Below are 21,541 nucleotides of genomic sequence, written 5' to 3' on the forward strand. Positions count from 1 at the left end.
CGCGGCGCGCGAGGCAATGGCAGGCCGTATACCTGCTCAAAAATCTCAGCCTCAGCCAAGCGCCGCCAGCAGCGCCTGATTCTGCTCCGGCGTACCGATGGTGATACGCAAGAACTGCTCGATACGTGGCTGCTTGAAGTGCCGCACGATCACGCCCTGCTCGCGCAGGCTCGCGGCTATCGCGGCCGCATCGCGCTGCGGATGACGTGCGAAAATGAAGTTCGCCGCCGATGGCAGAACCTCGAACCCCAGCCCCTGCATAGCCGTGACTACCGCCTCGCGACTGTCGATGACCTGCTGACAGGTCTGCTGGAAATGGGCGCGATCCTCGAACGCCGCCGCGGCGCCGGCGATGGCGATACGGTCCAGCGGGTAGGAATTGAAGCTGTTCTTGATCCGCTCCAGCGCCTCGATCAGATCCGGATGGCCGACCGCCAGCCCCACACGAAGACCGGCCAGCGAACGCGACTTGGACAGCGTCTGCGTCACCAGCAGATTCGGATAACGGTCCACCAATGCGATGGCAGACTCACCGCCGAAATCCACATAGGCCTCATCGATCAGCACCACGGATTCAGTGTTCGCCTGCAATAGCTGCTCGATCGCCTGAAGTGGAAGCAGGCAGCCAGTCGGCGCATTCGGGTTAGGGAAGATGATGCCGCCGTTCGGCCGGCTGTAATCGGCCACATCGATCTGGAACTGTTCATCGAGCGCGACGGTTTCGTAGGCGATGCCATACAGCCCACAGTACACCGGGTAGAAGCTGTAGCTGATATCAGGAAACAGCAGCGGGCGGTCATGCTGGAACAAACCATGAAAGGCATGGGCTAGCACTTCGTCCGAGCCATTGCCGACGAAGACCTGAGCTGGGCACACGCCGTAATATTCGGCCACCGCCTGCTTCAGCCGCTCGCCGTTCGGGTCCGGATACAGCCGCAGACCGTCGTTGAGCTCGGCCTGCATCGCGGCGATCGCACGTGGCGATGGGCCATAGGGGTTCTCGTTGGTGTTGAGCTTGACCAGCTTGCTCAGCTTGGGCTGCTCACCCGGCACATAGGGCACCAGGTCCTTGACGAAGGGGCTCCAGAATTTGCTCATCTGCCCTTCTCTCCTCGAAAGTGATCGGTTGGTCGTGAGGCGATAGTTCAAACGCCTTGCCAAGTGGCGACGGCGAACGGGCATGAGCCAGTCCGTGCCGGCCGCCCAGCGTCAGCTCTTGATGCGGTACTCGGCGCTGCGCGCATGCGCCGTCAGCGATTCGCCGCGCGCCAGCACCGACGCCACTTTGCCCAACGTCGAGGCACCCTCGGCCGAGCAATTGATGATCGACGAGCGCTTCTGGAAGTCATACACACCCAGCGGCGAGGAGAAGCGCGCCGTGCCCGAGGTCGGCAGCACGTGGTTCGGGCCAGCGCAGTAATCGCCCAGCGCCTCGGCGGTGTAACGCCCCATGAAGATCGCGCCGGCATGCCGAATCTGCGGCAGCCATTGCTCCGGCTCGGCGACCGAAAGCTCCAGGTGCTCAGGCGCGATACGGTTGGCGACATCGATCGCCTGCTGCATGTCGGCCACCTGAATCAGCGCACCACGGCCTTCGATGGAGGTACGGGCGATATCGGCACGCTCCAGTGTCGGCAGCAGGCGGGCGATGCTTTCGGCGACGCGATCAAGGAAGACGGCATCCGGGCTGACCAGAATCGACTGGGCATCCTCGTCATGCTCGGCCTGGGAGAACAGGTCCATGGCGATCCAGTCCGGGTCGGTCTGGCCGTCGCAGACCACCAGGATTTCCGACGGGCCGGCGATCATGTCGATGCCGACCTTGCCGAACACATGGCGTTTGGCGGTAGCCACATAGATGTTTCCGGGGCCGACGATCTTGTCCACCGGCGGCACGCTCTCGGTACCGTAGGCCAGCGCCGCGACCGCCTGCGCACCACCGATGGTAAAGACCCGATCGACGCCGGCAATGCAGGCCGCCGCGAGCACCAACTCATTGAGCTCGCCACGCGGGGTAGGCACGACCATGACCACTTCCGGCACACCAGCAACCTTGGCCGGAATGGCGTTCATCAGCACCGACGATGGATAGGATGCCTTGCCGCCCGGCACGTAGAGACCGGCGCGGTCCAGCGGGGTGACTTTCTGCCCCAGCACCGTGCCGTCGGCTTCGGTATAGGTCCAGGAGTCCTGTTTCTGCCGCTCGTGATAGCTGCGCACCCGCTCGGCAGCAATTTCGAGAGCCTCGCGCTGTTCCGGGGTAATCCGCTCGAGGGCCTGCTCCAGACGTGCGCGTGGCAGGATCAGATCGGCCATGGAGGCGACCTGGAGACCATCGAAGCGCTGGGTCAGCTCGACCAGCGCGGCATCGCCACGCTCGCGTACGGCCTTGATGATTTCCAGCACCCGCGAGTTCACGCCATCGTCGGAAACGCTTTCCCAGCTCAACAGATGATCCAGATGACGCGCGAAGTCGGCATCGGCAGCGTTGAGTCGGCGAATGGCGGAGGGAGCGGTCATAGCGGGCCTCATGGTTGGCTAGGCATCGGAAGCAGCCGGCTTCGTTGCAACCGCACGAAGCACAGGCCGGACTCTCAGGCGCCGCTAGAATATCAAGCCCACCGTGCGGGCACCTGAGAATTTCAGCTATGGCACGAATAGGCAGGCGCGGTGGCGACCGCGAGATGCATCAATGCTGATGCTGCTGAACCGCCGTCTGCAGGGTATCGATCAGCGCCTGGATGCGCGCGTGCTGCATCTTCATCGAAGCCTTGTTCACCACCAGCCGCGAACTGATGTGCGCGATCAGTTCCTGGGGCTCCAGACCATTGGCACGCAGGGTGTTGCCGGTGTCGACGACATCGATGATCTTGTCCGCCAGCCCCACCAGCGGCGCCAGCTCCATGGAGCCGTACAGCTTGATGATGTCGACCTGGCGGCCCTGCTCGGCGTAGTAGCGCTTGGCGACGTTGACGAACTTGGTCGCCACGCGCAGACGGCCCTTGGGCTCCGGCGCGCCGACCTTGCCAGCGGTCATCAATTTGCAGTTGGCGATGCGCAGATCGAGTGGCTCGTACAGCCCCTGGCCTCCGTACTCCATCAACACATCCTTGCCGGCGACGCCGAGATCGGCCGCACCATGCTCGACGTAGGTGGGCACGTCGGTAGCGCGGACGATCAGCAGACGCACGTCATCCTGGGTGGTCGGGATGATCAGCTTGCGGCTCTTGTCCGGGTTCTCGGTGGGCACGATGCCGGCTGCGGCGAGCAGCGGCAGGGTATCGTCGAGGATGCGACCTTTGGACAGGGCGATGGTAAGCATGGAGCACATTTCCTTTGGAACCTCGGGTGGGCCCTCGCTAGTCAAGGGCCCGCTAGCCATCCGTCTCGCGAAACCTAGCCCGGCACGCGGCGAATCTTCGCGCCCAGCAGCTGCAGCTTCTCTTCGATGCACTCGTAGCCACGGTCGATGTGGTAGATGCGATCGATCAGCGTATCGCCCTCGGCGACCAGACCGGCGATGACCAGGCTTGCCGACGCACGCAGATCGGTCGCCATGACCGGCGCCCCCTTGAGACGCTCGACACCCGTGACGATGGCGGTATTGCCTTCGACCAGGATCTGCGAGCCCATGCGGTTCATCTCGTAGACGTGCATGAAGCGGTTTTCGAAGACCGTCTCGATCACCGTGCCGGTGCCTTCGGCAATGGCGTTCAGGGCGATGAACTGGGCCTGCATGTCGGTCGGAAACGCGGGGTATGGCGCAGTGCGCACATTGACCGCCTTGGGTCGTTTACCCTTCATGTCCAGCTCGATCCAGTCACTGCCGGTATCGATGTGCGCGCCGGCCTCGACCAGTTTGTGCAGTACGGCTTCGAGCAGCGTCGCATCCGTGTCCTTCAGGCGCACACGACCGCCGGTGGCGGCGGCGGCGACCAGGTAGGTCCCGGTTTCGATACGGTCGGGCATCACGCTGTAGCGACCGCCGCCCAGGCGCTTGACGCCATCGATGGTGATGGTGTCGGTGCCGGCACCGGATACCTTGGCGCCCATGGCGTTGAGGAAGTTGGCCAGATCGACCACCTCGGGCTCGCGCGCGGCGTTTTCCAGCACGCTGCGGCCGTTGGCCAGCGCGGCGGCCATCATGATGTTCTCGGTACCGGTCACACTGACCGTATCGAAGAAGAAATGCGCACCACGCAGACCGCCGGCAGGCGCCTTGGCCTTGATGTAGCCACCCTCGACGTCGATGTGCGCGCCCATGGCTTCGAGACCACGGATGTGCAGGTCGACCGGACGCGAACCGATCGCGCAACCGCCAGGCAGAGCTACTTCGGCTTCACCGAAACGCGCGACCATCGGCCCGAGCACCAGGATCGAGGCACGCATGGTCTTCACCAGCTCATAAGGCGCGACCAGCGTCTTGATGCTGCTGGCGTCGACTTCGACGCTGAGCTTCTCGTCGATGACCGGCTGCACGCCCATGCGACCGAACAGCTCGATCATCGTGGTGATGTCATGCAGGTGCGGCAGATTGCACACGGTGACCGGGGTATCGGCCAGCAAGGTCGCGGCCAGAATCGGCAGGGCGGAGTTCTTCGCACCGGAAATGCGAATCTCGCCATCGAGGCGAATGCCGCCGGTAATGATCAGTTTGTCCATGAGTATTCCCGTAAGCCGCAGGCTGGAAGCACTGCCGAAGGGGGCGGCGCAGTCAATACGACGCGCTCTGCCTGGAATGAGTGGAGGTGCTGGCCGGCCGCGATCAGACGCGCCCGGCCCAGTCGGCGCGACTGAAGAACTTCATGGTGACGGCGTGAATGCTGCCGTCGGCGATCCAGGGATTGAGATGAGCGTAGATTTGCTGCTGGCGCTTGACGGGGCTCAGACCGGCCAGCTCGTCACTGATCACGTTGAGCTGGAAGTTGCAGCCTTCGCCTTCCACTTCTACCTGGGCACCTGGAATCTTCTCTTCCAGGAAATTCTTCACTTCTTGGGCCTGCATGTTCAACCTCGATCGGCGCAGGACGCGCACGGGCCGGTCATCATACAAAAAAGCCCGGAGGCTGCGAACCCCGAACCTCGCCGAACCGACGGAGATGTCTCAATCGAGCGTCTCGGCGCCCTGGTCACGGCCACGCTGGTGGCGTGGCCGGCCGCTATCGCTCTGCACGGCGGGAAAGCGTGAAGAGGCGAAGCGCACCACCAGAATGGCCAACGCCAACAGCAGGATCGCCCCCGACACATAGACCACGCCCATGTCAGGACGATGGTGATGTGAAACATCGGAAATCAACAGACGGGTCAGTGCGGTGATGGCCACATAGATCAGAAATCGCACCGGCATGTGGTTGGTCTTGAAATAGATCCCGACCATCGCACCCAGCTCCAGGTAGATGAACAGCAGCAGGATGTCATCGACCGTGATATGCCCCTTCTCGACCATACCGAGAAAGGCCATGACCGCCGCCCAGGCCGTCACCGCGCCGATCGCGAACAGCGCCAGATAGTGGAACGTTTCCACCAACAGGTTGCCCAGCGATTCGGCCAACTCGTGCACGCTATCGCGCAGCTCTTCCGCCCAGCGCAGTTTCATACGGCTCTTCCTTTCAGGCCCGGGATGCTTCCAGCGGCAGGATATCCAGCAAGCCGGACACCTTGGCAATCTTTTCCATATCCTCCGGCAAGGCAGTGATTCGCAGATCGACGCCGGAGGTCCTGGCATCGCGCATGAAGGCCAGCAGAAGAGAAAGGCCAACGCTGCTGGATCGCTCGACCGCCGAGCAATCCAGCATCAGTGCCGAGCGGCTGTCCGCGATCAGCGCTCTCCCGGCCTCGCGTAGTGCAGGCCCGCTGCTGTAGTCGAGCACGCCGATCAGGCGCAGCTCGCCTTCGCCAGCACGCTCGATACGCGCCTCACTCATCGCCAGCGGCCTGCTGTCCGGCCTCGGTGTCCTTGGCTCGCGCCACCACCTCGGCCCAACCGTCGATGGTCTTGTTCAGATCGCCGCCATTGCGCTGCATGGAATCGGCGAACTGATCGCGGAACAGCTTGCCGATATTGATGCCGTTGATGATCACGTTGCGAACCCGCCACTCGCCGTCGTTGACCATGGTGTAAGACACCGGATAGATCTCGCCCTGGCGCCCTACCACCTCCATGCCGACGCTGGTGCGCTTGTCATCCGCCTTGCCGCTCGACGGCAGCACGCGGATCTGCTGGTTGTTGTATTCCAGCAGGGCGTTGCCATAGAACTGCATCAGGCTGCGCTTGAAATTCTCCTGGAAGCGCGTCATCTGCTCAGGCGAGGCGTTGCGCGAGTATTTGACCGTCATGATGCTGCGCGAGATGCCTTCGGCATCGACCACCGGGCCGAGAATCTCGTTAAGCGAGTCATAGAATGCCGCCGGATCGTTGCGGTACTGCTCCTTGTTGGCCTTCAGATCGGCCAGCAACTCATCGGTGGTCTGCTGAATGACTTGGTGGGCTGTCAGCGCAGCATGGGAGAACATGGGCAGAACGGCCAACAGAATCAGCAGGCCGCGGCGCAAGGCAGTCATCATGTGCATCTCCTTCAATCTTTATTAACCGAGTTGAGCAGGAACTTGCCGATCAGATCCTCGAGCACCAGTGAGGACTGGGTGTCCTGAATGGTGTCGCCATCCGCGAGCAACTCCTCCTCGCCGCCGACGCTGATGCCGATGTACTTCTCGCCCAGCAGTCCTGCGGTAAGGATCGAAGCCGTCGAGTCGGCGGGCAGGATGTCGACATCCTGCTGGATTTCCAGCGTCACTCGTCCGGTGTAGCTATCACGATCCAGGTCGATCGCGGTGACCTTGCCGATCGTCACGCCGGCCATGGTCACCTTGGATCGGACAGTCAATCCGGCAATATTGTCGAAATAGGCATACAGCTTGTAGGTATCGGCATTGGTAACGCTCAGCCCGCTGACGCGCAGCGACAGCAGCAGCAAGGCCAGCAGGCCGGCAAGCAGGAACAGCCCGACACCCATTTCCAGTGTGCGGATACGCATCAGAAATCTCCAAACATCAACGCGGTCAGAATGAAATCGAGGCCGAGTACCGCCAGCGAGGCGTAAACCACGGTCCGGGTGGTGGCACGGCTGATACCTTCGGAGGTCGGATCACAGTCGTAGCCTTGGAATACAGCGATCCAGGTCACCACCAGCGCAAAGACGACGCTCTTGATAACGCCGTTGAGTACATCGGAACTGAAGTCGACACTGTTCTGCATGTTGGCCCAGAACGAGCCTTCGTAAACACCGAGCCACTCCACCGCCACCATCGCCCCGCCCCAGATGCCGACCACGTTGAAGATCAGCGTCAGTAGCGGCAGTGAGATGAAACCGGCCCAGAGGCGCGGTGCGATGATGTACTTGAGCGGATCGACTCCGATCATTTCCAGGCTCGAGAGCTGCTCGGTCGACTTCATATTGCCGATCTCGGCCGCCAGAGCCGAGCCGGCACGCCCGGCGAACAGCAGCGCAGTAACCACCGGACCGAGCTCGCGCAGTAGGGTCAGCGCGACCATCTGCCCAACCGCCTGCTCGGAGCCGTAGCTGCTGAGAATGTTATAGCCCTGCAGCGCCAGCACCATGCCGATGAAGATGCCGGAGACAACTACAATCGCCAGCGACAGCACACCCACCGAATAGAGCTGCTTGACCAGCAGCGAAAAGCCGTTACGCAGCCCGCTTCGCCCGAATAGCGCATGCACCAGAAATATCGTCGAGCGCCCTAGGGCTGCCAGCACATCCAGTCCGGCGCGACCGAGCAGGGCAATCCGATCCAACAACGAACGCTTACGCATCGGTGCCTCTCAGTAGATCGTCGGCATAGGCCGGTGCAGGAAAATGGAATGGCACCGGCCCGTCGGCTGCGCCCGTCATGAATTGCCTGATGCGCGGATTGTGCGACTCCATCAGCTCCGCCGGCGTACCCTGGCCAAGCACCTGGCCGTCGCCCACCACATAGATGTAGTCGGCAATGGACGCGGTTTCGGCCAGGTCGTGGGAGACCACGATACTGGTGATGCCCAGTGCGTCGTTGAGCAGGCGAATCAGCCGCACAAGAACGCCCATCGCAATCGGATCCTGTCCGGCGAAGGGTTCGTCATACATCAGAATCTGCGGGTCCAAGGCAATCGCCCTCGCCAGCGCGACACGCCGCTTCATACCACCGGACAGCTCGTCGGGCATCAGCTCGATGGCGCCACGCAGCCCCACCGCTTCGAGCTTCATCAGCACGATGTCGCGGATCATCTCGTCCGGCAACCTGGTGTGCACCCGCAGCGGAAACGCCACGTTCTCGAACACGTCGAGATCGGTGAACAGCGCGCCGCTCTGGCACAGCACACCCATCTGCTTGCGCATATCGAACAACTCGCTGCGCGAGAGGCTCGGCAGATTGTTGCCTGCCACCCAGACTTCCCCGCGCGACGGCATCAATTGCGCAGCGATAAGGCGCAACAGCGTCGTCTTGCCACAACCGGACGGCCCCATGATGGCCGTGACCTTCCCTCGCGGTATGGCGATATCGACATCGTTGAAAATACTGCGCTCGCCTCGCTTGAAGGTCACTCCCTTCAGCTCGACAGCGAAGTCATTGCAGGCGCTCATCTGGTCTCCTTGCATACAGTCTGCGAAGCAGACGGCTCCCGATGACGCTGGGATACTTTCTGCCCTGACCGTTTTCGGCGGCGCACTATAGCATTGCGCCGGAGGCCGCCCAAACCGATGAGCGTTTCGGCAGATTGCTAGCCACGCGCCGTTCAGCTTCGGTTCAGCTCAGGCTGATCGAATCGCTTTGCGCGCCGACCGTGACGCACCGACATTTTCCATGAGCACGCAGCGGTTTCTCGCTATAATCCCCGCCTTTTAATCGGACGACCTCGCCAGCCATGAGCCAGAGCAGCCAATTGATCGAAACCGCGCAACGCACCATCCGCCTGGAAATCGAGGCGGTTGAGCAGTTGAACGCACGTATCGATGCCGATTTCGTGCAGGCGTGCGAGCTGATCCTTGGCTGCAAGGGCCGTGTGGTGGTGGTTGGCATGGGCAAGTCCGGGCACGTCGGCCGCAAGATCGCTGCCACCTTGGCCAGCACCGGCACCGCCGCCTTCTTCGTGCATCCTGCCGAGGCCAGTCATGGCGACATGGGCATGATCACTCAGGACGATGTCGTCCTCGCCCTTTCCAACTCCGGCACCACCAGCGAGATCGTCACTCTGCTACCGCTGATCAAGCGGCTCGGCATCACCCTGATCAGCATGACCGGCAACCCCAACTCGGTGCTGGCCAAGGCCGCCGCGGTGAATCTGGACGCCAGTGTCGCCATCGAAGCCTGCCCACTGAATCTTGCGCCGACCTCCTCCACCACCGCCAGCCTGGTGCTCGGCGATGCCCTGGCTATCGCGCTGCTCGAGGCCCGCGGGTTCACCGCCGAAGATTTCGCTTTCTCTCACCCGGGTGGTGCGCTGGGCCGTCGCCTGCTATTGAAAGTCGAGCACGTCATGCACACCGGCGAGCGCTTGCCGAAGGTTCCGCGCGGCACATCGCTGCGCGATGCCCTGCTGGAAATGACGCAGAAGGGCCTGGGCATGACCGTCATCGTCGAAGCGGACGGACGGCTCGCTGGTATCTTCACCGACGGCGACCTGCGCCGCGCACTGGACAAGGGTGTCGACGTTCGCCAGACGCGCATCGACGAAATCATGACCGTACATGGCAAGACCGCCCATGCCGAAATGCTCGCCGCCGAAGCACTGAAGATCATGGAGGACCACAAGATCAGTGCGCTGGTGGTGGTCGACGAGCAGGAGCTGCCGGTGGGCGCGCTGAACATGCATGACCTGCTGCGCGCGGGGGTCATGTAAATGCACGAGCAGCTCCTGCAGCGCGCCCGCGACATCCGCCTGGCGATCTTCGACGTCGACGGCGTGCTCACCGATGGCCGTCTTTATTTCCTGACCGACGGCAGCGAGTTCAAGACGTTCAACACACTGGACGGCCACGGCATCAAGATGCTGATCAACTCCGGCGTGCGCACCGCGATCATCAGCGGGCGCAAGACGCCCGTGGTAGAGCGTCGAGCGCAGAACCTCGGTATCCAGCACCTTTATCAGGGCCGCGAGGACAAGCTGGTCGTGCTCGACGAACTGCTGACCGAACTTGGCCTGAGCTACTCTGAAGTAGCCTATCTCGGTGACGACCTGCCTGATCTGCCGGTGATACGCCGCGTAGGCCTCGGCATGGCCGTGGCCAGCGCCGACACCTTCGTTCGTGAACATGCCCATGGCGTTACCCTGGCCCGCGGTGGCGAGGGTGCGGCACGCGAGTTCTGCGAACTGATCATGCGCGCGCAGGGCACCCTGGCCGCCGCGCAAAACGCATATCTGTAGGGGTCGGCATGCTTCGCAAAATGCGCTTCGCTGTACTGCTGACGCTGATCGCCGCCCTGCTGGTGGCGGTCGGCTACTGGAACATCCGGCCGGAAAGCTTCATGCAGGAGCCGTCCGTCGCCAGTGGCGCAACGCCTGATGTCGACTTCTATGTGATCAATTCCCGCACGGTGCAATATCAGCCCGACGGCAAGCGCAACTACGAACTGACCGCAGACAAGCTCGAGCACATCAAGGCGAGCGACATCAGCCTGCTGACCAAACCGGATCTGCTGTCCTATCGCGGCACCGAACTGCCGTGGCACGTGCGCAGTGAGCGCGGCGAAGTATCGGCCGAAGGCGACGAGGTGCTGCTGATCGATCAGGTCAAGGTCGAGCGAACCGACGCCAAAGGGCGCCCGACGATCCTGACCACCAGCCGCCTGACGGTATGGCCGGAGAAGGATTATGCCGAGACAAACCAAGCCGTTAGAATCGAGGCCGCCAATGGCGTGACCACGGCAACCGGCATGAAAGCGTACATGGATGACGGCAGGATGCTCCTGCTGTCCAACGTAAGAGGCCAGCATGAGCTGCGTTAAGACTCTCCCCCTCCTGCTCGGTTTGAGCGCATTCTGGCTTGGCGCCAGCGCCTGGGCGCTTCCCGAGGATCGTGAACAACCAATCCGCGTTCAAGCCGACACCGCCGAACTGGACGACCGACAGGGCGTGGCGGTCTACCGCGGCGACGTGGTCATCACCCAGGGCACGATGAAGATCACCGGCGACACGGTGACCATTACCCAGGATGACAACGGCGACGTCGAAGTCTTCACCTCCATCGGCAAGCCGGCCTACTACGAGCAGAAGCCTGCGGTGGACAAGGAGATCGTCAAAGCCTACGGCCTGACCATCCAGTATTTCGCCGCCAACGAGCGGATCGTGCTCATCGATCAGGCCAAGGTCGTTCAGGAAGGCAACACCTTCGAAGGCGAGAAGATCGTCTATGACACCCGTCGGCAGATCGTCAACGCCGGGCGCGCCACCAATGCCGATGTCACCACGCCGCGCCCGCGCGTGGACATGGTGATCCAGCCGCGCAAAAACGCTCAGGCTGCGGAGCAGCCCGAGTAATGGCCGTTCTCAAAGCCCAGCATCTGGCCAAGAGCTACAAGAGCCGGCAGGTCGTGCGCGATGTCAGCCTGTCCATTGAAAGCGGGCAGATCGTCGGCCTGCTCGGCCCCAACGGCGCCGGCAAGACCACCTGCTTTTACATGATCGTCGGCCTGGTGAATGCCGACCAGGGCCGCGTGCTGATTGATCAGGACGACGTCACCCACCTGCCGATGCACGGCCGCGCACGCGCCGGCATTGGCTACCTGCCACAGGAGGCCTCGATCTTTCGCAAGCTCTCGGTCGCCGATAACATCATGGCCATTCTCGAGACCCGCAAGGATCTGGACCGCAACGGCCGTCAGCAGGCGCTGGAAGGCCTACTGCAGGAATTCCATATAAACCATATCCGCGACAGCCTCGGCATGAGCCTCTCTGGTGGTGAAAGACGCCGCGTGGAGATTGCCCGCGCACTGGCCACGGCACCGAAGTTCATCCTGCTTGATGAACCCTTTGCCGGCGTGGACCCGATTTCGGTGGGCGATATCAAGCAGATCATCCATCACCTCAAGGCCAAGGGCATCGGCGTGCTGATCACCGATCACAACGTCCGCGAGACCCTGGATATCTGCGAGACGGCCTATATCGTCAACGACGGGCAACTGATTGCCGAGGGCGATGCGCAGACCATCCTGAGCAATCAGCTGGTCAAGGAAGTCTATCTGGGCCACGAATTCCGCCTGTAAGGCGGATTTTTTGCTCGGCTCGGCAAATCGGCTCTAGGCAAAGGCTTCATCGGCAGGCATATAATTTGCTTTCTGCCGGCGCCCCGCGCACGGCATGTCGGAATGGGCGCGGTTGCGCCGGCATAAAAGGTTCGAAGTCCTCTGCCATGAAACCATCGCTAGTCCTGAAGATGGGCCAGCAGCTGACGATGACACCGCAGCTGCAACAGGCCATAAGGCTCCTCCAGCTATCCACCCTCGATCTGCAACAGGAGATCCAGGAGGCGCTGGACTCCAATCCCATGCTCGAGCGCGAAGAAGACGGAGACGACTTCGACAGCTCCGACCCTATGGCCGAGGCCGCTGAACGGCCAGGCGACACCGTCACCGAGAAGAGCAGCAGCCAGGAAAGCACCTACGAGGAGCCCTCTCATAGCAGTGACAGCCTGGACGACAGCGACGGCGACTGGGGCGAGCGGATTCCCAGCGAGCTTCCGGTCGACACTGCCTGGGAAGACATCTACCAGACCAGCGCCAGCAGCCTGCCCAGCAACGATGACGACGAGTGGGATTTCACCAGCCGGACGTCGAGCGGCATAAGCCTGCAGAGCCATCTGCTGTGGCAGCTGAACCTCGCGCCAATGAGCGACACCGACCGACTGATCGCGACCACCCTCATCGACTGCATCAATGAACAGGGTTATCTCGAAGAGACGCTGCAGGAAATCGTCGACTCGTTCGATCCCGAGCTGGAAATCGAACTCGACGAGGTCGAGGTCGTTCTGCGTCGTATCCAGCAATTCGAACCGGCCGGCATCGGCGCACGTGACCTGCGCGAGTGTCTGCTGTTGCAGCTGCGCCAACTGCCCGACCGCACACCATGGCTGAGCGAAGCGAAGCGTCTGGTCAGCGACTATCTGGACATACTCGGCAGCCGGGATTACAGCCTGTTGATGCGGCGAATGAAGATCAAGGAAGACGATCTGCGCCAGGTCATCGAACTGATCCAGAGCCTGAACCCGCGCCCGGGGTCGCAGATCGAGGCGAGCGAACCGGAATACGTGGTGCCCGACGTGATCGTGCGCAAGCACAATGATCGCTGGCTGGTCGAGCTGAATCAGGAAGCCATGCCGCGCCTTCGCGTCAACGCGCAATACGCCGGCTTCGTCAAACGCGCCGACTCCAGTGCGGACAACACCTTCATGCGCAACCAGCTGCAGGAAGCGCGCTGGTTCATCAAGAGCCTGCTCAGCCGCAACGAGACCCTGATGAAGGTGGCGACTCAGATCGTCGAACACCAGCGCGCCTTCCTCGAGCATGGTGACGAGGCGATGAAGCCTCTGGTACTGCACGACATCGCCGAGGCGGTGGGCATGCATGAGTCGACCATCTCCCGCGTGACCACGCAGAAATACATGCACACGCCACGCGGCATCTACGAACTCAAATACTTCTTCTCCAGCCACGTCAGCACGGCGGAAGGCGGCGAATGTTCGTCCACCGCGATCCGCGCGATCATCAAGAAACTGGTCGCCGCCGAAAACCAGAAAAAGCCGTTGAGCGACAGCAAGATCGCTGGTTTACTGGAAGCGCAGGGCATCCAGGTGGCCCGCCGCACAGTTGCGAAGTACCGCGAGTCGCTCGGTATCGCACCATCCAGCGAGCGCAAACGTCTACTGTGATCGGCCCCTGGTCGAACTGTCCCGGCGCAGGCCTACCAACCTGCTCTTCGTACAAGGCAAAGGAGATAGCAGTATGCAAGTCAACATCAGCGGTGTTCATCTGGAAGTAACCGATGCCCTGCGTGACTACATCGAGGAGAAATTCGATCGGCTTGCTCGCCACTTCGACCGCATCATCAGCGTTCAGGTGATCCTCCAGGTCGAGAAACTCAAGCAGAAAGCCGAAGCAACCTTGCACGTCGCAGGCCGCGAAGTCGTGGCCATCGCCGATCACGAAGACATGTACGCTGCCGTCGACCTGTTGGTCGACAAGCTCGATCGCCAGTTGATCAAGCACAAGGAGAAGCAGCTCGACCACACACAGGGCGCTGTCACCCGCTGACTCCAATATGATCCGACTCGAAAACATCCTCACCCCCGGGCGTTCCTTGGTGAACGTCCCGGGCGGTAGCAAGAAGCGCGTCCTGGAACAGATCGCCAAGGTGATCGCCCAGGACCTTATCGATCTCGATTCCCAGACCATCTTCGAAAGCCTGATCGCGCGCGAGAAGCTCGGCTCGACCGGCTTCGGCAACGGCATCGCCATCCCGCACTGCCGCATGGTTGGCTGCAATGCTCCGCTGAGCGCCGTTCTGCGCCTGCAGACGCCAGTGGATTTCGACGCCATCGACGGCGCGCCGGTGGACCTTCTGTTCGTCCTGCTGGTACCGGAGGCCGCCACCGACGAGCATCTCGAACTGCTGCGCCAGATCGCCAGCATGCTCGACCGCGAAGACGTACGCCAACGACTGCGCCAGGCGCCGAGCAACGAAAGCCTCTACCAGGTAGTGGTCGACGTGCAGAACGGGGCATAGATGCGGCTGATCATCGTCAGTGGACGCTCGGGTTCGGGCAAGAGCACTGCACTGAACGTGCTTGAGGACAACGGTTTCTATTGCATCGACAACCTGCCTGCCGGACTGTTGCCTGAGCTTGCCGAGCGCGCCCTGCTGCACACTGAGCTGCTGCATCCGCAGGTCGCCGTGTCGATCGACGCGCGCAACCTACCCAGCCAGCTCAAGCGCTTCCCCGAGCTACTCGAAGAAGTCCGCGCCAGGCATATCCAGTGCGATGTGCTCTATCTGGACGCCGACGATGAGACCCTGCTCAAGCGCTTCTCGGAAACCCGCCGCCGCCATCCACTGACCAACGAAAATCGCTCTCTGGCCGAAGCGATCCATGATGAGGAGTTGCTGCTCGCAGCGATCATTGATCACGCCGACCTGAAGATTGACACCACCCATCTCAATCTCTATCAGCTGCGCGACGTGCTCAAGTTGCGCTTGCTCAACAAGCCTGAGCCGGGCACCGCTTTTCTGGTCGAGTCATTCGGTTTCAAGCGCGGGATGCCGGTCGATGCCGATCTCGTGTTCGACGTACGTTGCCTGCCCAACCCTTACTGGAAAGCCGAGCTTCGCGACTTTTCCGGGCTAGACCAGCCGGTGATCGACTACCTCAGCGCCCAGGCCGACGTGGAAGAAATGTTCCAGGATATCCACGGCTATCTGAGCAAATGGCTGCCGCGCTTTGCAGCCAGCAACCGCGCATATGTCACCATCGCCATCGGCTGCACCGGCGGCCATCATCGCTCGGTCTACCTGGCCGAGCGGCTAGGCCAGGCGTTGAGAGAACCGCTGAAGAACCTGCAGGTCCGTCATCGGGACCTCGCCTAGGAATACCTGCACCATGCCCGCCCGCGAAGTCACCATCATCAACAAACTCGGCCTGCACGCGCGCGCTGCCGCCAAGTTCGTCGCCGTTGCCAATCGCTACCCCTGCAAGATTCGCGTTGGCCGCTGTCCGGCCACGCTGGTCGACGGAAAGAGCATCATGGCGGTCATGATGCTCGCCGCCAGCAAAGGCACCACCGTGCACCTGGACACCGAAGGTGAACAGGAAGAGGACGCACTGAACGCGCTGACCGCGCTGATCGACGACTATTTCGAAGAAGGCGAGTAGACCACCTTGCCACAGCGGCGCGAATCGTTGCCGACCGCGCCGCGCCTACCTTACTTGCCAGCGACCATCATTCGCTCGACCAGCACCGAGCCGGTCCGCACGTTGCCGCGCGTTTCCACATCGCAACCGACCGCCACGATCTGGCGGAACATGTCGCGCAGATTTCCGGCAATCGTTACTTCCTGTACCGGGAACTGGATCTCGCCATTCTCGACCCAGTAGCCGCCGGCGCCACGAGAATAGTCGCCGGTCACCAGATTCAGGCCCTGTCCCATCAGCTCCGTTACCAGCAGGCCTCGGCCCATGCGCCGGATCAACGCCGCCTGATCCTCTTCCCCATGGCTGACGAACAGGTTGTGCACACCCCCGGCGTTGGCCGTACTGGGCATACCGAGCTTGCGTCCGGAATAGGTCGAAAGCACATAGGAGAGCAAGCGACCGTTTTCCACGAACGGCTTGGCATAGGTTGCCAGGCCATCGCCATCGTAGCTGGCACTACCGAGGGCACGGGGAATGTGCGGACGCTCATCGAGGCTCAGCCACTCGGGAAACAGCGTCTGCCCCAGGGCATCCTCGAGATAGGACGCCTTGCGGTAGAGATTTCCGCCGGAAATCGCTGCAATGAAGTGGCCAAACAGACCGGTCGCCAGCTCGGGGGCGAAAAGTACCGGCACTTCGCAGGTAGGAACCGGGCGCGCGCCCAGACGTCGCACGGCACGCTCGGCTGCACGCCGGCCGATGGTCTGCGGGTCGAGCAGCGCCTCGCCGATGCGATTGACGTCGTAGAAATAGTCACGCTGCATCTGCCCTTCGCTCTCGGCGATCATCACGCAACTCAGGCTGTGACGGCTGCTGCAATAGCCCCCGATGAAGCCGTTGCTGTTGCCATAGGCGCGGCAGCCCTGATGGGTATTTAGCGTAGTGCCGTCTGCGTTGCGGATACGCTGATCGAAGGCGAACGCGGCGTCTTCACAGCTGAGCGCCTGCTCGATGGCCTGTTCGGGGGTGACCGCCCACGGATGGTAAAGATCGAGATCGGGAAGCTCGCGAGCCATCAGCGTAGCGTCAGCGAGGCCAGCAAATTCGTCCTCCGAGGCATGCCTGGCGATGGCCAGCGCGGCGGCTACGGTTTCACGGATGGCGTCGTCACCACTGCCGGTGGTGCTCGCAGTGCCTTTGCTCTGGCCGACATAGAGCGTGATGCCGAAGCCCTGGTCGCGATTGAACTCGACCGTCTCCACCTCGCGCTGACGCACTGTGGTCGACAGCCCCTGCTCCATGGAGACCGAAACCTCGCTGGCGCTGGCGCCCTGCCGGCGCGCTTCCTCGATGATGCGCTCGACCTTCTCGCGCAAACCGGGCAGCGCGTGCGGGCCGATGCCCTCTACTTCACTCATAAGCACTCCCAAACCACTGCAATCGAATCAAGTTGCAACCTGGCGCCGCTCCTCTGAAGCCTGCTGCCAGGGCTGCTGTTATCATGGCGGCATTTCCTAGTGGACCATCCCCATGTCTGAACACTCCGACGCCGACGATTTCGACGAAAAAAGCAAGTCCCAGGTCAAACGCGAGCTGCTTGCCCTGCAGGAGCTAGGCGAGCGGCTAACTACCCTCAAGCCTGACCTCATCGCTCGCCTGCCGCTGAGCGACGCGTTGCAGAAGGCGCTGGTCGACGCGCCGAAACACAAGGCGCATATCGCGCGCAAACGGCACATCCAGTACATCGGTAAGCTGATGCGCGACCAGGATGTCGATGCCATTCTCGCGCTGGTCGATCAACTGGACGCCTCGACGCGCCAATACAACGAGCGCTTCCATGCGCTGGAGCGCTGGCGCGACCGTCTGATCGGCGGTGACGACGCCACCCTGGAAGCGTTCGTATCCGAGTACCCCGAGACCGACCGCCAGCATCTGCGCGGGTTGATCCGCCACGCCCAGCACGAGGCGGCGCGCAACAAGCCGCCGGCCGCCAGCCGTAAGATATTCAAGTACATCCGCGAACTGGACGAAGCCAAACGCGGCTTGCGCTGACGGCAATCTCAACCCGTACCTCAACCTCTACCCTTGAAGCTCGCGGCTGGCACTCGCCGCGGCTTCACGCACCCGTTCCGCCTACGGTTATCTCGTCGATCTTCAGGGTCGGCTGGCCGACGCCCACCGGCACCGACTGCCCATCCTTGCCACAGGTGCCGACACCGCTGTCGAGCGCCAGGTCGTTACCGACCATCGACACCCGGTTCATCACCTCGGGGCCATTGCCTATCAGCGTCGCGCCCTTCACCGGCGCGGTGATCTTGCCGTCCTCGATCAGATAGGCCTCACTGGTGGAGAAGACGAACTTGCCGCTGGTGATGTCGACCTGACCGCCGCCGAGGCTGGCGCAGTAGATGCCCTTCTTCACCGAGCGAATGATTTCCTGCGGATCGCTTTCGCCGGCCAGCATGTAGGTGTTGGTCATGCGCGGCATCGGTAGATGCGCGTAAGACTCGCGGCGGCCGTTACCGGTCGGCGCGACGCCCATAAGGCGGGCGTTTAACTTGTCCTGGATATAACCCTTGAGAATGCCGTTCTCGATCAGCGTGGTGCATTGGGTCGGCGTGCCTTCGTCATCGACGCTGAGCGAACCTCGGCGATCCGCCAGGGTACCGTCATCGACGATGGTGCACAGGCTGGACGCCACCTTCTGCCCGATCCGGCCACTGTAGGCCGAGCTGCCCTTGCGATTGAAATCACCCTCCAGGCCATGGCCGACGGCCTCGTGCAACAGCACGCCGGACCAGCCAGGCCCAAGCACAACCGGCAAGGAACCGGCCGGTGCCGGCACCGCTTCGAGGTTGACCAGCGCCTGACGCAGTGCCTCGCGGGCGTAGCCCATGGCGCGATCCTCGCTGAGGAAGTACTGGTAGCCGGTACGCCCGCCGCCACCCTGGCCACCGCGCTCGCGGCGGCCGTTCTGCTCGACGATCACGCTGACGTTGAAACGCACCAGAGGGCGGATGTCGGCCGCCATACCACCGTCCATTCCGGCCACCAGGATATGCTCCCAGACGCCCGCCAGGCTTACAGTCACCTGCTTGATGCGAGGGTCCAGCGCCCTGGTCGCGACGTCGATGCGCTTGAGCAGCTCGACCTTCTCGGCACGGCCGAGCCCGTCGAGCGGATTGTCCTGCGCGTACAACGGCGCGAATGCCGCCCTGGACAGCACCTTGACCTGGCCTTGCTGGCCGCTGCGCGCGATGGAGCGTGCAGCCTGAGCCGCCTGACGCAATGCATCGGCAGTGATCGCGTTGCTGTAGGCGAAACCGGTTTTCTCGCCGGACAGTGCGCGCACGCCGACGCCCTGCTCCAGATGGAAGCCGCCCTCCTTGACGATGCCATCCTCGAGCACCCAGGACTCGGAAACCTGATCCTGAAAGTACAGGTCCGCCGCATCCACGCCGGGCCCGGCGAGTTCACCGAGCAAGCCTGGCAGGTCATCGATACCCAGGCCGCCAGGTGTCAGCAGTCGCTCGGTGACAGGTAACAGCAGTTCACTCATATTCACTCCAAACGGTCCGTGGCCAGGCACGGTACGGAAAATCGGCGGTGGCGCTGCAGCGGCATTCGCTGGCGGATGGCAGCCTGTTCGGACGCATCCCGAGCGGCAACCAAAGCCGCCTCGCCAGTCGCCTGCTCGCACAGCAGACGGCCCCATGGGTCCACGATAGACGAATGCCCATGGGTGAGGCGACCACCAGGATGCTCTCCACCCTGTGCGGCAGCCAGGATATAGCACTGAGTCTCGATGGCACGGGCACGAATCAACGTCGCCCAGTGCGCTTCACCGGTCACCGTGGTGAACGCCGACGGCACGCTGATCAACTCGGCACCTGCCGCCCTCAGCGCACCATACAGCTCGGCGAAACGCAGGTCATAACACACGCTCAGCCCCAAGCGTCCAACCGGTGTGTCGGCGATCACCAGCCGTTGCCCCGCCGCATAGTCGTCCGATTCACGGTAGTGACCACGGTTGTCAGCGACCTCCGCATCGAACAGATGCAGCTTGTCGTAGCGCGCCACCCGCTGCCCCTGATCATCGAACAGCAGAGAGCAGGCATTCGGCTTGCCCTGCGGGTCGTCGTCGGGCGGTAACGGCAAGGTGCCGGCTACGATCCACAACCTGAGGTCACGGGCGACCTGTTTCAACCAGGGCAGGATCGACCCGTCGCCAGCGGCTTCGGCGCGACCCAGTTGCGGCAGATCGCTGCGGCCCATTGCGGCGAAGTTCTCCGGTAGCACCGCCAGCCGCGCGCCCGCTTCGGCCGCCTGCTCGAGCAGCTCGCGCGCGCGGGCCAGATTGAGCGTTACATCCGCCTGGCTGGCCATCTGAATCACGGCTAAGGACATGCTATCCCCGATGCTGAAAGACCCGGCTCGATGCGGATCAGTTGGGCTTTTCGAATGGTTTGTCGAAGCTGATCTTAGGCGCCTGCCAAGGCCCCTTGACGTCGTACTGTACGCTGGCGAAACGCGCCACGCGGTCGCCGAGCAGCTTGTCCACCACGAACAGCGCCCCGCCGATCGCCGGTGCGCCGACAATCAGCGCCGCCAGCGGCAGGTTGTTGCTGATCGGCAAGGTAACCAGCAACTTGGCGTCGATCTCGTCACGCGCCATATCCAGCCTGCCATCCAGCTCGAGGTTGGTCGACGGACCGCTGACAGTGATGGGCTCGCGGGTATTGAACACACCCTCCTTGGCCAGCAACCGCCCATCCAGCCGGTCGTAACTGAGCCCCTTGCTGAACAGATCGGAGAAGTCCAGCCGCAGGCGGCGCCCTATCGAATTGAAGTTGAGCACGCCGAACACGCGCAGCGCCTGGGCGCTGCCGTCGATCTCGACAAACTGCCCCTTGCGCAGCCGAGGTCGCATGCTGCCGGAATAGCGCGCCATGGCGAACCAAGCCGGCGAACCAGGCCACTGCCCATCCACATCCAGGCGAAAACTGTCACTGGTCACCGAAGGCGCAAAGCCCCACGCGAGCAATACGTCAGCGAGATTGCGCCCTTCTAGGCGGCCCTTGTACCAGGTCTGCGCACTGCCCCAGCCGCCGTTCCCGGTAATCTTCAGGCCCTTGAGGTCGAGAGCGATATCGCGAAACTCGGCCCCGCCGCTGACCGGGCGCAGCTTCAACGCCCAGGCGCCGAGCACATCGTCGCCCAGGGAAACCCGTTCGATTGCGACATCCATTGCCGGCAGGCTTTGCGGGTCGACATCAGCCAGCGGATCGGGTCGTTCCTTGACCGCCTCGTCGGATTGCGCGGCAGCCGGCAGACGCAGGCGCTGGAGATCGGCAACGATGATGCCGCCCTCGGCATCTGGCAGGCGAACCGAGCCGCTGATGATCGAACTGCGAAGGCCAAGGTCCCAGGCTTCCCTCATTCGCCGCAGGTCCAGCCCAAGATTGTCGATCCGGGTGCCAAAACCTTCGAAACGATCGATATCGACCTGCGCCCGGCGCAGCAGCGAGCCAGTCGTCTGCTGCGCTTGTGCCTTGCCGTGCTGTTCGAGCACCGCCTGCCAGGCTTTCAAGTCGAGCTGCGGCAGGCGCCCCCTGACATAAAGCCCGGCACTGGCCGGAAGATTG

Annotated in this window: 26 protein-coding genes; 11 read left to right on the forward strand and 15 right to left on the reverse strand. The window is 62.5% G+C overall.

Going from position 1 to position 21,541, the window contains the following annotated elements:
• Positions 1 to 51 precede the first annotated feature (51 nt).
• The 11 genes from hisC to LO50_RS14975 form a co-directional block, all read right to left on the reverse strand.
• Positions 52 to 1,098, reverse strand: coding sequence for a histidinol-phosphate transaminase (hisC, locus tag LO50_RS14925; protein WP_044315490.1), 1,047 nt, complete (start codon positions 1,096 to 1,098; stop codon positions 52 to 54).
• Positions 1,099 to 1,209: 111 nt separating this feature from the next.
• Positions 1,210 to 2,520, reverse strand: coding sequence for a histidinol dehydrogenase (gene hisD / locus LO50_RS14930; RefSeq protein ID WP_044315491.1), 1,311 nt, complete (start codon positions 2,518 to 2,520; stop codon positions 1,210 to 1,212).
• Between the two features lie 169 nt (positions 2,521 to 2,689).
• Entirely contained in the window at positions 2,690 to 3,322 is a 633-nt protein-coding gene (gene hisG, locus LO50_RS14935; protein WP_044315492.1) for an ATP phosphoribosyltransferase, read from the reverse strand.
• A gap of 74 nt (positions 3,323 to 3,396) precedes the next feature.
• On the reverse strand, positions 3,397 to 4,662 hold the full coding sequence (gene murA / locus LO50_RS14940) for a UDP-N-acetylglucosamine 1-carboxyvinyltransferase (protein WP_044315493.1): 1,266 nt from the start codon (positions 4,660 to 4,662) through the stop codon (positions 3,397 to 3,399).
• Between the two features lie 103 nt (positions 4,663 to 4,765).
• The gene (locus LO50_RS14945; RefSeq protein ID WP_044315494.1) at positions 4,766 to 5,005 is read right to left on the reverse strand and encodes a BolA family protein; all 240 of its coding nucleotides are present in this window, start codon (positions 5,003 to 5,005) and stop codon (positions 4,766 to 4,768) included.
• A gap of 99 nt (positions 5,006 to 5,104) precedes the next feature.
• Complete coding sequence (locus tag LO50_RS14950) at positions 5,105 to 5,596, reverse strand: phosphate-starvation-inducible protein PsiE (protein ID WP_044315495.1); 492 nt, start codon at positions 5,594 to 5,596, stop codon at positions 5,105 to 5,107.
• 13 nt (positions 5,597 to 5,609) lie between these two features.
• A complete protein-coding gene (locus LO50_RS14955) occupies positions 5,610 to 5,924 on the reverse strand; it encodes an STAS domain-containing protein (RefSeq protein WP_044315496.1) in 315 nt (104 codons plus the stop codon).
• Complete coding sequence (locus LO50_RS14960; RefSeq protein WP_044315497.1) at positions 5,917 to 6,564, reverse strand: MlaC/ttg2D family ABC transporter substrate-binding protein; 648 nt, start codon at positions 6,562 to 6,564, stop codon at positions 5,917 to 5,919. Before LO50_RS14960 ends, LO50_RS14955 begins: the two co-directional genes overlap by 8 nt.
• 11 nt (positions 6,565 to 6,575) lie before the next feature.
• Positions 6,576 to 7,034 carry an outer membrane lipid asymmetry maintenance protein MlaD gene (mlaD, locus tag LO50_RS14965; protein ID WP_003302832.1) on the reverse strand — a complete coding sequence of 153 codons (459 nt, stop codon included), beginning with the start codon at positions 7,032 to 7,034 and terminating at the stop codon, positions 6,576 to 6,578.
• Positions 7,034 to 7,831 carry a lipid asymmetry maintenance ABC transporter permease subunit MlaE gene (gene mlaE, locus LO50_RS14970; protein ID WP_003302833.1) on the reverse strand — a complete coding sequence of 266 codons (798 nt, stop codon included), beginning with the start codon at positions 7,829 to 7,831 and terminating at the stop codon, positions 7,034 to 7,036. The genes mlaD and mlaE overlap by 1 nt, the downstream gene beginning before the upstream one ends.
• Positions 7,824 to 8,639, reverse strand: a complete 816-nt coding sequence (locus tag LO50_RS14975) for an ATP-binding cassette domain-containing protein (protein ID WP_044315498.1) — start codon at positions 8,637 to 8,639, stop codon at positions 7,824 to 7,826. The genes mlaE and LO50_RS14975 overlap by 8 nt, the downstream gene beginning before the upstream one ends.
• A 281-nt stretch (positions 8,640 to 8,920) precedes the next feature.
• Between LO50_RS14975 and LO50_RS14980 the strand changes: the two genes are divergently transcribed.
• The 10 genes from LO50_RS14980 (at position 8,921) to LO50_RS15025 (ending at position 15,917) form a co-directional block, all read left to right on the forward strand.
• Positions 8,921 to 9,895, forward strand: a complete 975-nt coding sequence (locus tag LO50_RS14980) for a KpsF/GutQ family sugar-phosphate isomerase (RefSeq protein WP_003302836.1) — start codon at positions 8,921 to 8,923, stop codon at positions 9,893 to 9,895.
• A complete protein-coding gene (locus LO50_RS14985; protein WP_041014836.1) occupies positions 9,896 to 10,420 on the forward strand; it encodes a KdsC family phosphatase in 525 nt (174 codons plus the stop codon). It begins immediately after the preceding gene.
• 8 nt (positions 10,421 to 10,428) lie between these two features.
• Entirely contained in the window at positions 10,429 to 11,001 is a 573-nt protein-coding gene (lptC, locus tag LO50_RS14990) for an LPS export ABC transporter periplasmic protein LptC (RefSeq protein ID WP_003302839.1), read from the forward strand.
• Positions 10,988 to 11,533, forward strand: coding sequence for a lipopolysaccharide transport periplasmic protein LptA (gene lptA / locus LO50_RS14995; protein ID WP_044315499.1), 546 nt, complete (start codon positions 10,988 to 10,990; stop codon positions 11,531 to 11,533). Before lptC ends, lptA begins: the two co-directional genes overlap by 14 nt.
• A complete protein-coding gene (gene lptB / locus LO50_RS15000) occupies positions 11,533 to 12,258 on the forward strand; it encodes an LPS export ABC transporter ATP-binding protein (RefSeq protein WP_003302842.1) in 726 nt (241 codons plus the stop codon). Before lptA ends, lptB begins: the two co-directional genes overlap by 1 nt.
• A gap of 146 nt (positions 12,259 to 12,404) precedes the next feature.
• A complete protein-coding gene (locus tag LO50_RS15005) occupies positions 12,405 to 13,919 on the forward strand; it encodes an RNA polymerase factor sigma-54 (RefSeq protein WP_014821384.1) in 1,515 nt (504 codons plus the stop codon).
• A gap of 73 nt (positions 13,920 to 13,992) precedes the next feature.
• The gene (gene hpf / locus LO50_RS15010; RefSeq protein WP_003302844.1) at positions 13,993 to 14,301 is read left to right on the forward strand and encodes a ribosome hibernation-promoting factor, HPF/YfiA family; all 309 of its coding nucleotides are present in this window, start codon (positions 13,993 to 13,995) and stop codon (positions 14,299 to 14,301) included.
• 7 nt (positions 14,302 to 14,308) lie between these two features.
• Entirely contained in the window at positions 14,309 to 14,773 is a 465-nt protein-coding gene (gene ptsN / locus LO50_RS15015) for a PTS IIA-like nitrogen regulatory protein PtsN (RefSeq protein ID WP_014821385.1), read from the forward strand.
• On the forward strand, positions 14,774 to 15,631 hold the full coding sequence (gene rapZ / locus LO50_RS15020) for an RNase adapter RapZ (protein ID WP_014821386.1): 858 nt from the start codon (positions 14,774 to 14,776) through the stop codon (positions 15,629 to 15,631).
• 13 nt (positions 15,632 to 15,644) lie between these two features.
• Entirely contained in the window at positions 15,645 to 15,917 is a 273-nt protein-coding gene (locus LO50_RS15025) for an HPr family phosphocarrier protein (RefSeq protein ID WP_014821387.1), read from the forward strand.
• Between the two features lie 50 nt (positions 15,918 to 15,967).
• Here LO50_RS15025 and pmbA read toward each other — a convergent pair whose 3' ends face one another.
• Positions 15,968 to 17,314: a metalloprotease PmbA gene (pmbA, locus tag LO50_RS15030; RefSeq protein WP_023445918.1), complete on the reverse strand. Its 1,347-nt coding sequence runs from the start codon at positions 17,312 to 17,314 to the stop codon at positions 15,968 to 15,970.
• A gap of 112 nt (positions 17,315 to 17,426) precedes the next feature.
• Between pmbA and yjgA the strand changes: the two genes are divergently transcribed.
• Complete coding sequence (gene yjgA, locus LO50_RS15035; protein WP_044315500.1) at positions 17,427 to 17,948, forward strand: ribosome biogenesis factor YjgA; 522 nt, start codon at positions 17,427 to 17,429, stop codon at positions 17,946 to 17,948.
• A 64-nt stretch (positions 17,949 to 18,012) separates the two neighbouring features.
• Here yjgA and tldD read toward each other — a convergent pair whose 3' ends face one another.
• From tldD to LO50_RS15050, 3 genes are all read right to left on the reverse strand, one after another.
• A complete protein-coding gene (gene tldD, locus LO50_RS15040; RefSeq protein WP_044315501.1) occupies positions 18,013 to 19,455 on the reverse strand; it encodes a metalloprotease TldD in 1,443 nt (480 codons plus the stop codon).
• A 2-nt stretch (positions 19,456 to 19,457) separates the two neighbouring features.
• A complete protein-coding gene (locus LO50_RS15045) occupies positions 19,458 to 20,303 on the reverse strand; it encodes a carbon-nitrogen hydrolase family protein (protein WP_044315502.1) in 846 nt (281 codons plus the stop codon).
• A gap of 37 nt (positions 20,304 to 20,340) precedes the next feature.
• A partial coding sequence (locus tag LO50_RS15050) for a YhdP family phospholipid transporter (RefSeq protein WP_272867662.1) occupies positions 20,341 to 21,541 on the reverse strand: 1,201 nt, incomplete at its 5' end.

Source organism: Stutzerimonas stutzeri (assembly GCF_000935215.1).
Classification (GTDB): Bacteria; Pseudomonadota; Gammaproteobacteria; order Pseudomonadales; family Pseudomonadaceae; genus Stutzerimonas.

What these genes read in the sequence shown, in the direction of transcription:
- mlaD (WP_003302832.1), bottom strand. Translation starts at nt 7,034, where the DNA reads ATGCGTATCCGCACACTGGAAATGGGTGTCGGGCTGTTCCTGCTTGCC.
- LO50_RS14960 (WP_044315497.1), bottom strand. Translation starts at nt 6,564, where the DNA reads ATGATGACTGCCTTGCGCCGCGGCCTGCTGATTCTGTTGGCCGTTCTG.
- LO50_RS14980 (WP_003302836.1), top strand. Translation starts at nt 8,921, where the DNA reads ATGAGCCAGAGCAGCCAATTGATCGAAACCGCGCAACGCACCATCCGC.
- yjgA (WP_044315500.1), top strand. Translation starts at nt 17,427, where the DNA reads ATGTCTGAACACTCCGACGCCGACGATTTCGACGAAAAAAGCAAGTCC.
- LO50_RS14955 (WP_044315496.1), bottom strand. Translation starts at nt 5,924, where the DNA reads ATGAGTGAGGCGCGTATCGAGCGTGCTGGCGAAGGCGAGCTGCGCCTG.
- tldD (WP_044315501.1), bottom strand. Translation starts at nt 19,455, where the DNA reads ATGAGTGAACTGCTGTTACCTGTCACCGAGCGACTGCTGACACCTGGC.
- hpf (WP_003302844.1), top strand. Translation starts at nt 13,993, where the DNA reads ATGCAAGTCAACATCAGCGGTGTTCATCTGGAAGTAACCGATGCCCTG.
- lptB (WP_003302842.1), top strand. Translation starts at nt 11,533, where the DNA reads ATGGCCGTTCTCAAAGCCCAGCATCTGGCCAAGAGCTACAAGAGCCGG.
- hisC (WP_044315490.1), bottom strand. Translation starts at nt 1,098, where the DNA reads ATGAGCAAATTCTGGAGCCCCTTCGTCAAGGACCTGGTGCCCTATGTG.
- LO50_RS14985 (WP_041014836.1), top strand. Translation starts at nt 9,896, where the DNA reads ATGCACGAGCAGCTCCTGCAGCGCGCCCGCGACATCCGCCTGGCGATC.
- ptsN (WP_014821385.1), top strand. Translation starts at nt 14,309, where the DNA reads ATGATCCGACTCGAAAACATCCTCACCCCCGGGCGTTCCTTGGTGAAC.
- LO50_RS14975 (WP_044315498.1), bottom strand. Translation starts at nt 8,639, where the DNA reads ATGAGCGCCTGCAATGACTTCGCTGTCGAGCTGAAGGGAGTGACCTTC.
- LO50_RS15045 (WP_044315502.1), bottom strand. Translation starts at nt 20,303, where the DNA reads ATGTCCTTAGCCGTGATTCAGATGGCCAGCCAGGCGGATGTAACGCTC.
- lptC (WP_003302839.1), top strand. Translation starts at nt 10,429, where the DNA reads ATGCTTCGCAAAATGCGCTTCGCTGTACTGCTGACGCTGATCGCCGCC.
- LO50_RS14945 (WP_044315494.1), bottom strand. Translation starts at nt 5,005, where the DNA reads ATGCAGGCCCAAGAAGTGAAGAATTTCCTGGAAGAGAAGATTCCAGGT.
- LO50_RS14950 (WP_044315495.1), bottom strand. Translation starts at nt 5,596, where the DNA reads ATGAAACTGCGCTGGGCGGAAGAGCTGCGCGATAGCGTGCACGAGTTG.
- mlaE (WP_003302833.1), bottom strand. Translation starts at nt 7,831, where the DNA reads ATGCGTAAGCGTTCGTTGTTGGATCGGATTGCCCTGCTCGGTCGCGCC.
- hisD (WP_044315491.1), bottom strand. Translation starts at nt 2,520, where the DNA reads ATGACCGCTCCCTCCGCCATTCGCCGACTCAACGCTGCCGATGCCGAC.
- rapZ (WP_014821386.1), top strand. Translation starts at nt 14,774, where the DNA reads ATGCGGCTGATCATCGTCAGTGGACGCTCGGGTTCGGGCAAGAGCACT.
- pmbA (WP_023445918.1), bottom strand. Translation starts at nt 17,314, where the DNA reads ATGAGTGAAGTAGAGGGCATCGGCCCGCACGCGCTGCCCGGTTTGCGC.
- LO50_RS15005 (WP_014821384.1), top strand. Translation starts at nt 12,405, where the DNA reads ATGAAACCATCGCTAGTCCTGAAGATGGGCCAGCAGCTGACGATGACA.
- hisG (WP_044315492.1), bottom strand. Translation starts at nt 3,322, where the DNA reads ATGCTTACCATCGCCCTGTCCAAAGGTCGCATCCTCGACGATACCCTG.
- lptA (WP_044315499.1), top strand. Translation starts at nt 10,988, where the DNA reads ATGAGCTGCGTTAAGACTCTCCCCCTCCTGCTCGGTTTGAGCGCATTC.
- murA (WP_044315493.1), bottom strand. Translation starts at nt 4,662, where the DNA reads ATGGACAAACTGATCATTACCGGCGGCATTCGCCTCGATGGCGAGATT.
- LO50_RS15025 (WP_014821387.1), top strand. Translation starts at nt 15,645, where the DNA reads ATGCCCGCCCGCGAAGTCACCATCATCAACAAACTCGGCCTGCACGCG.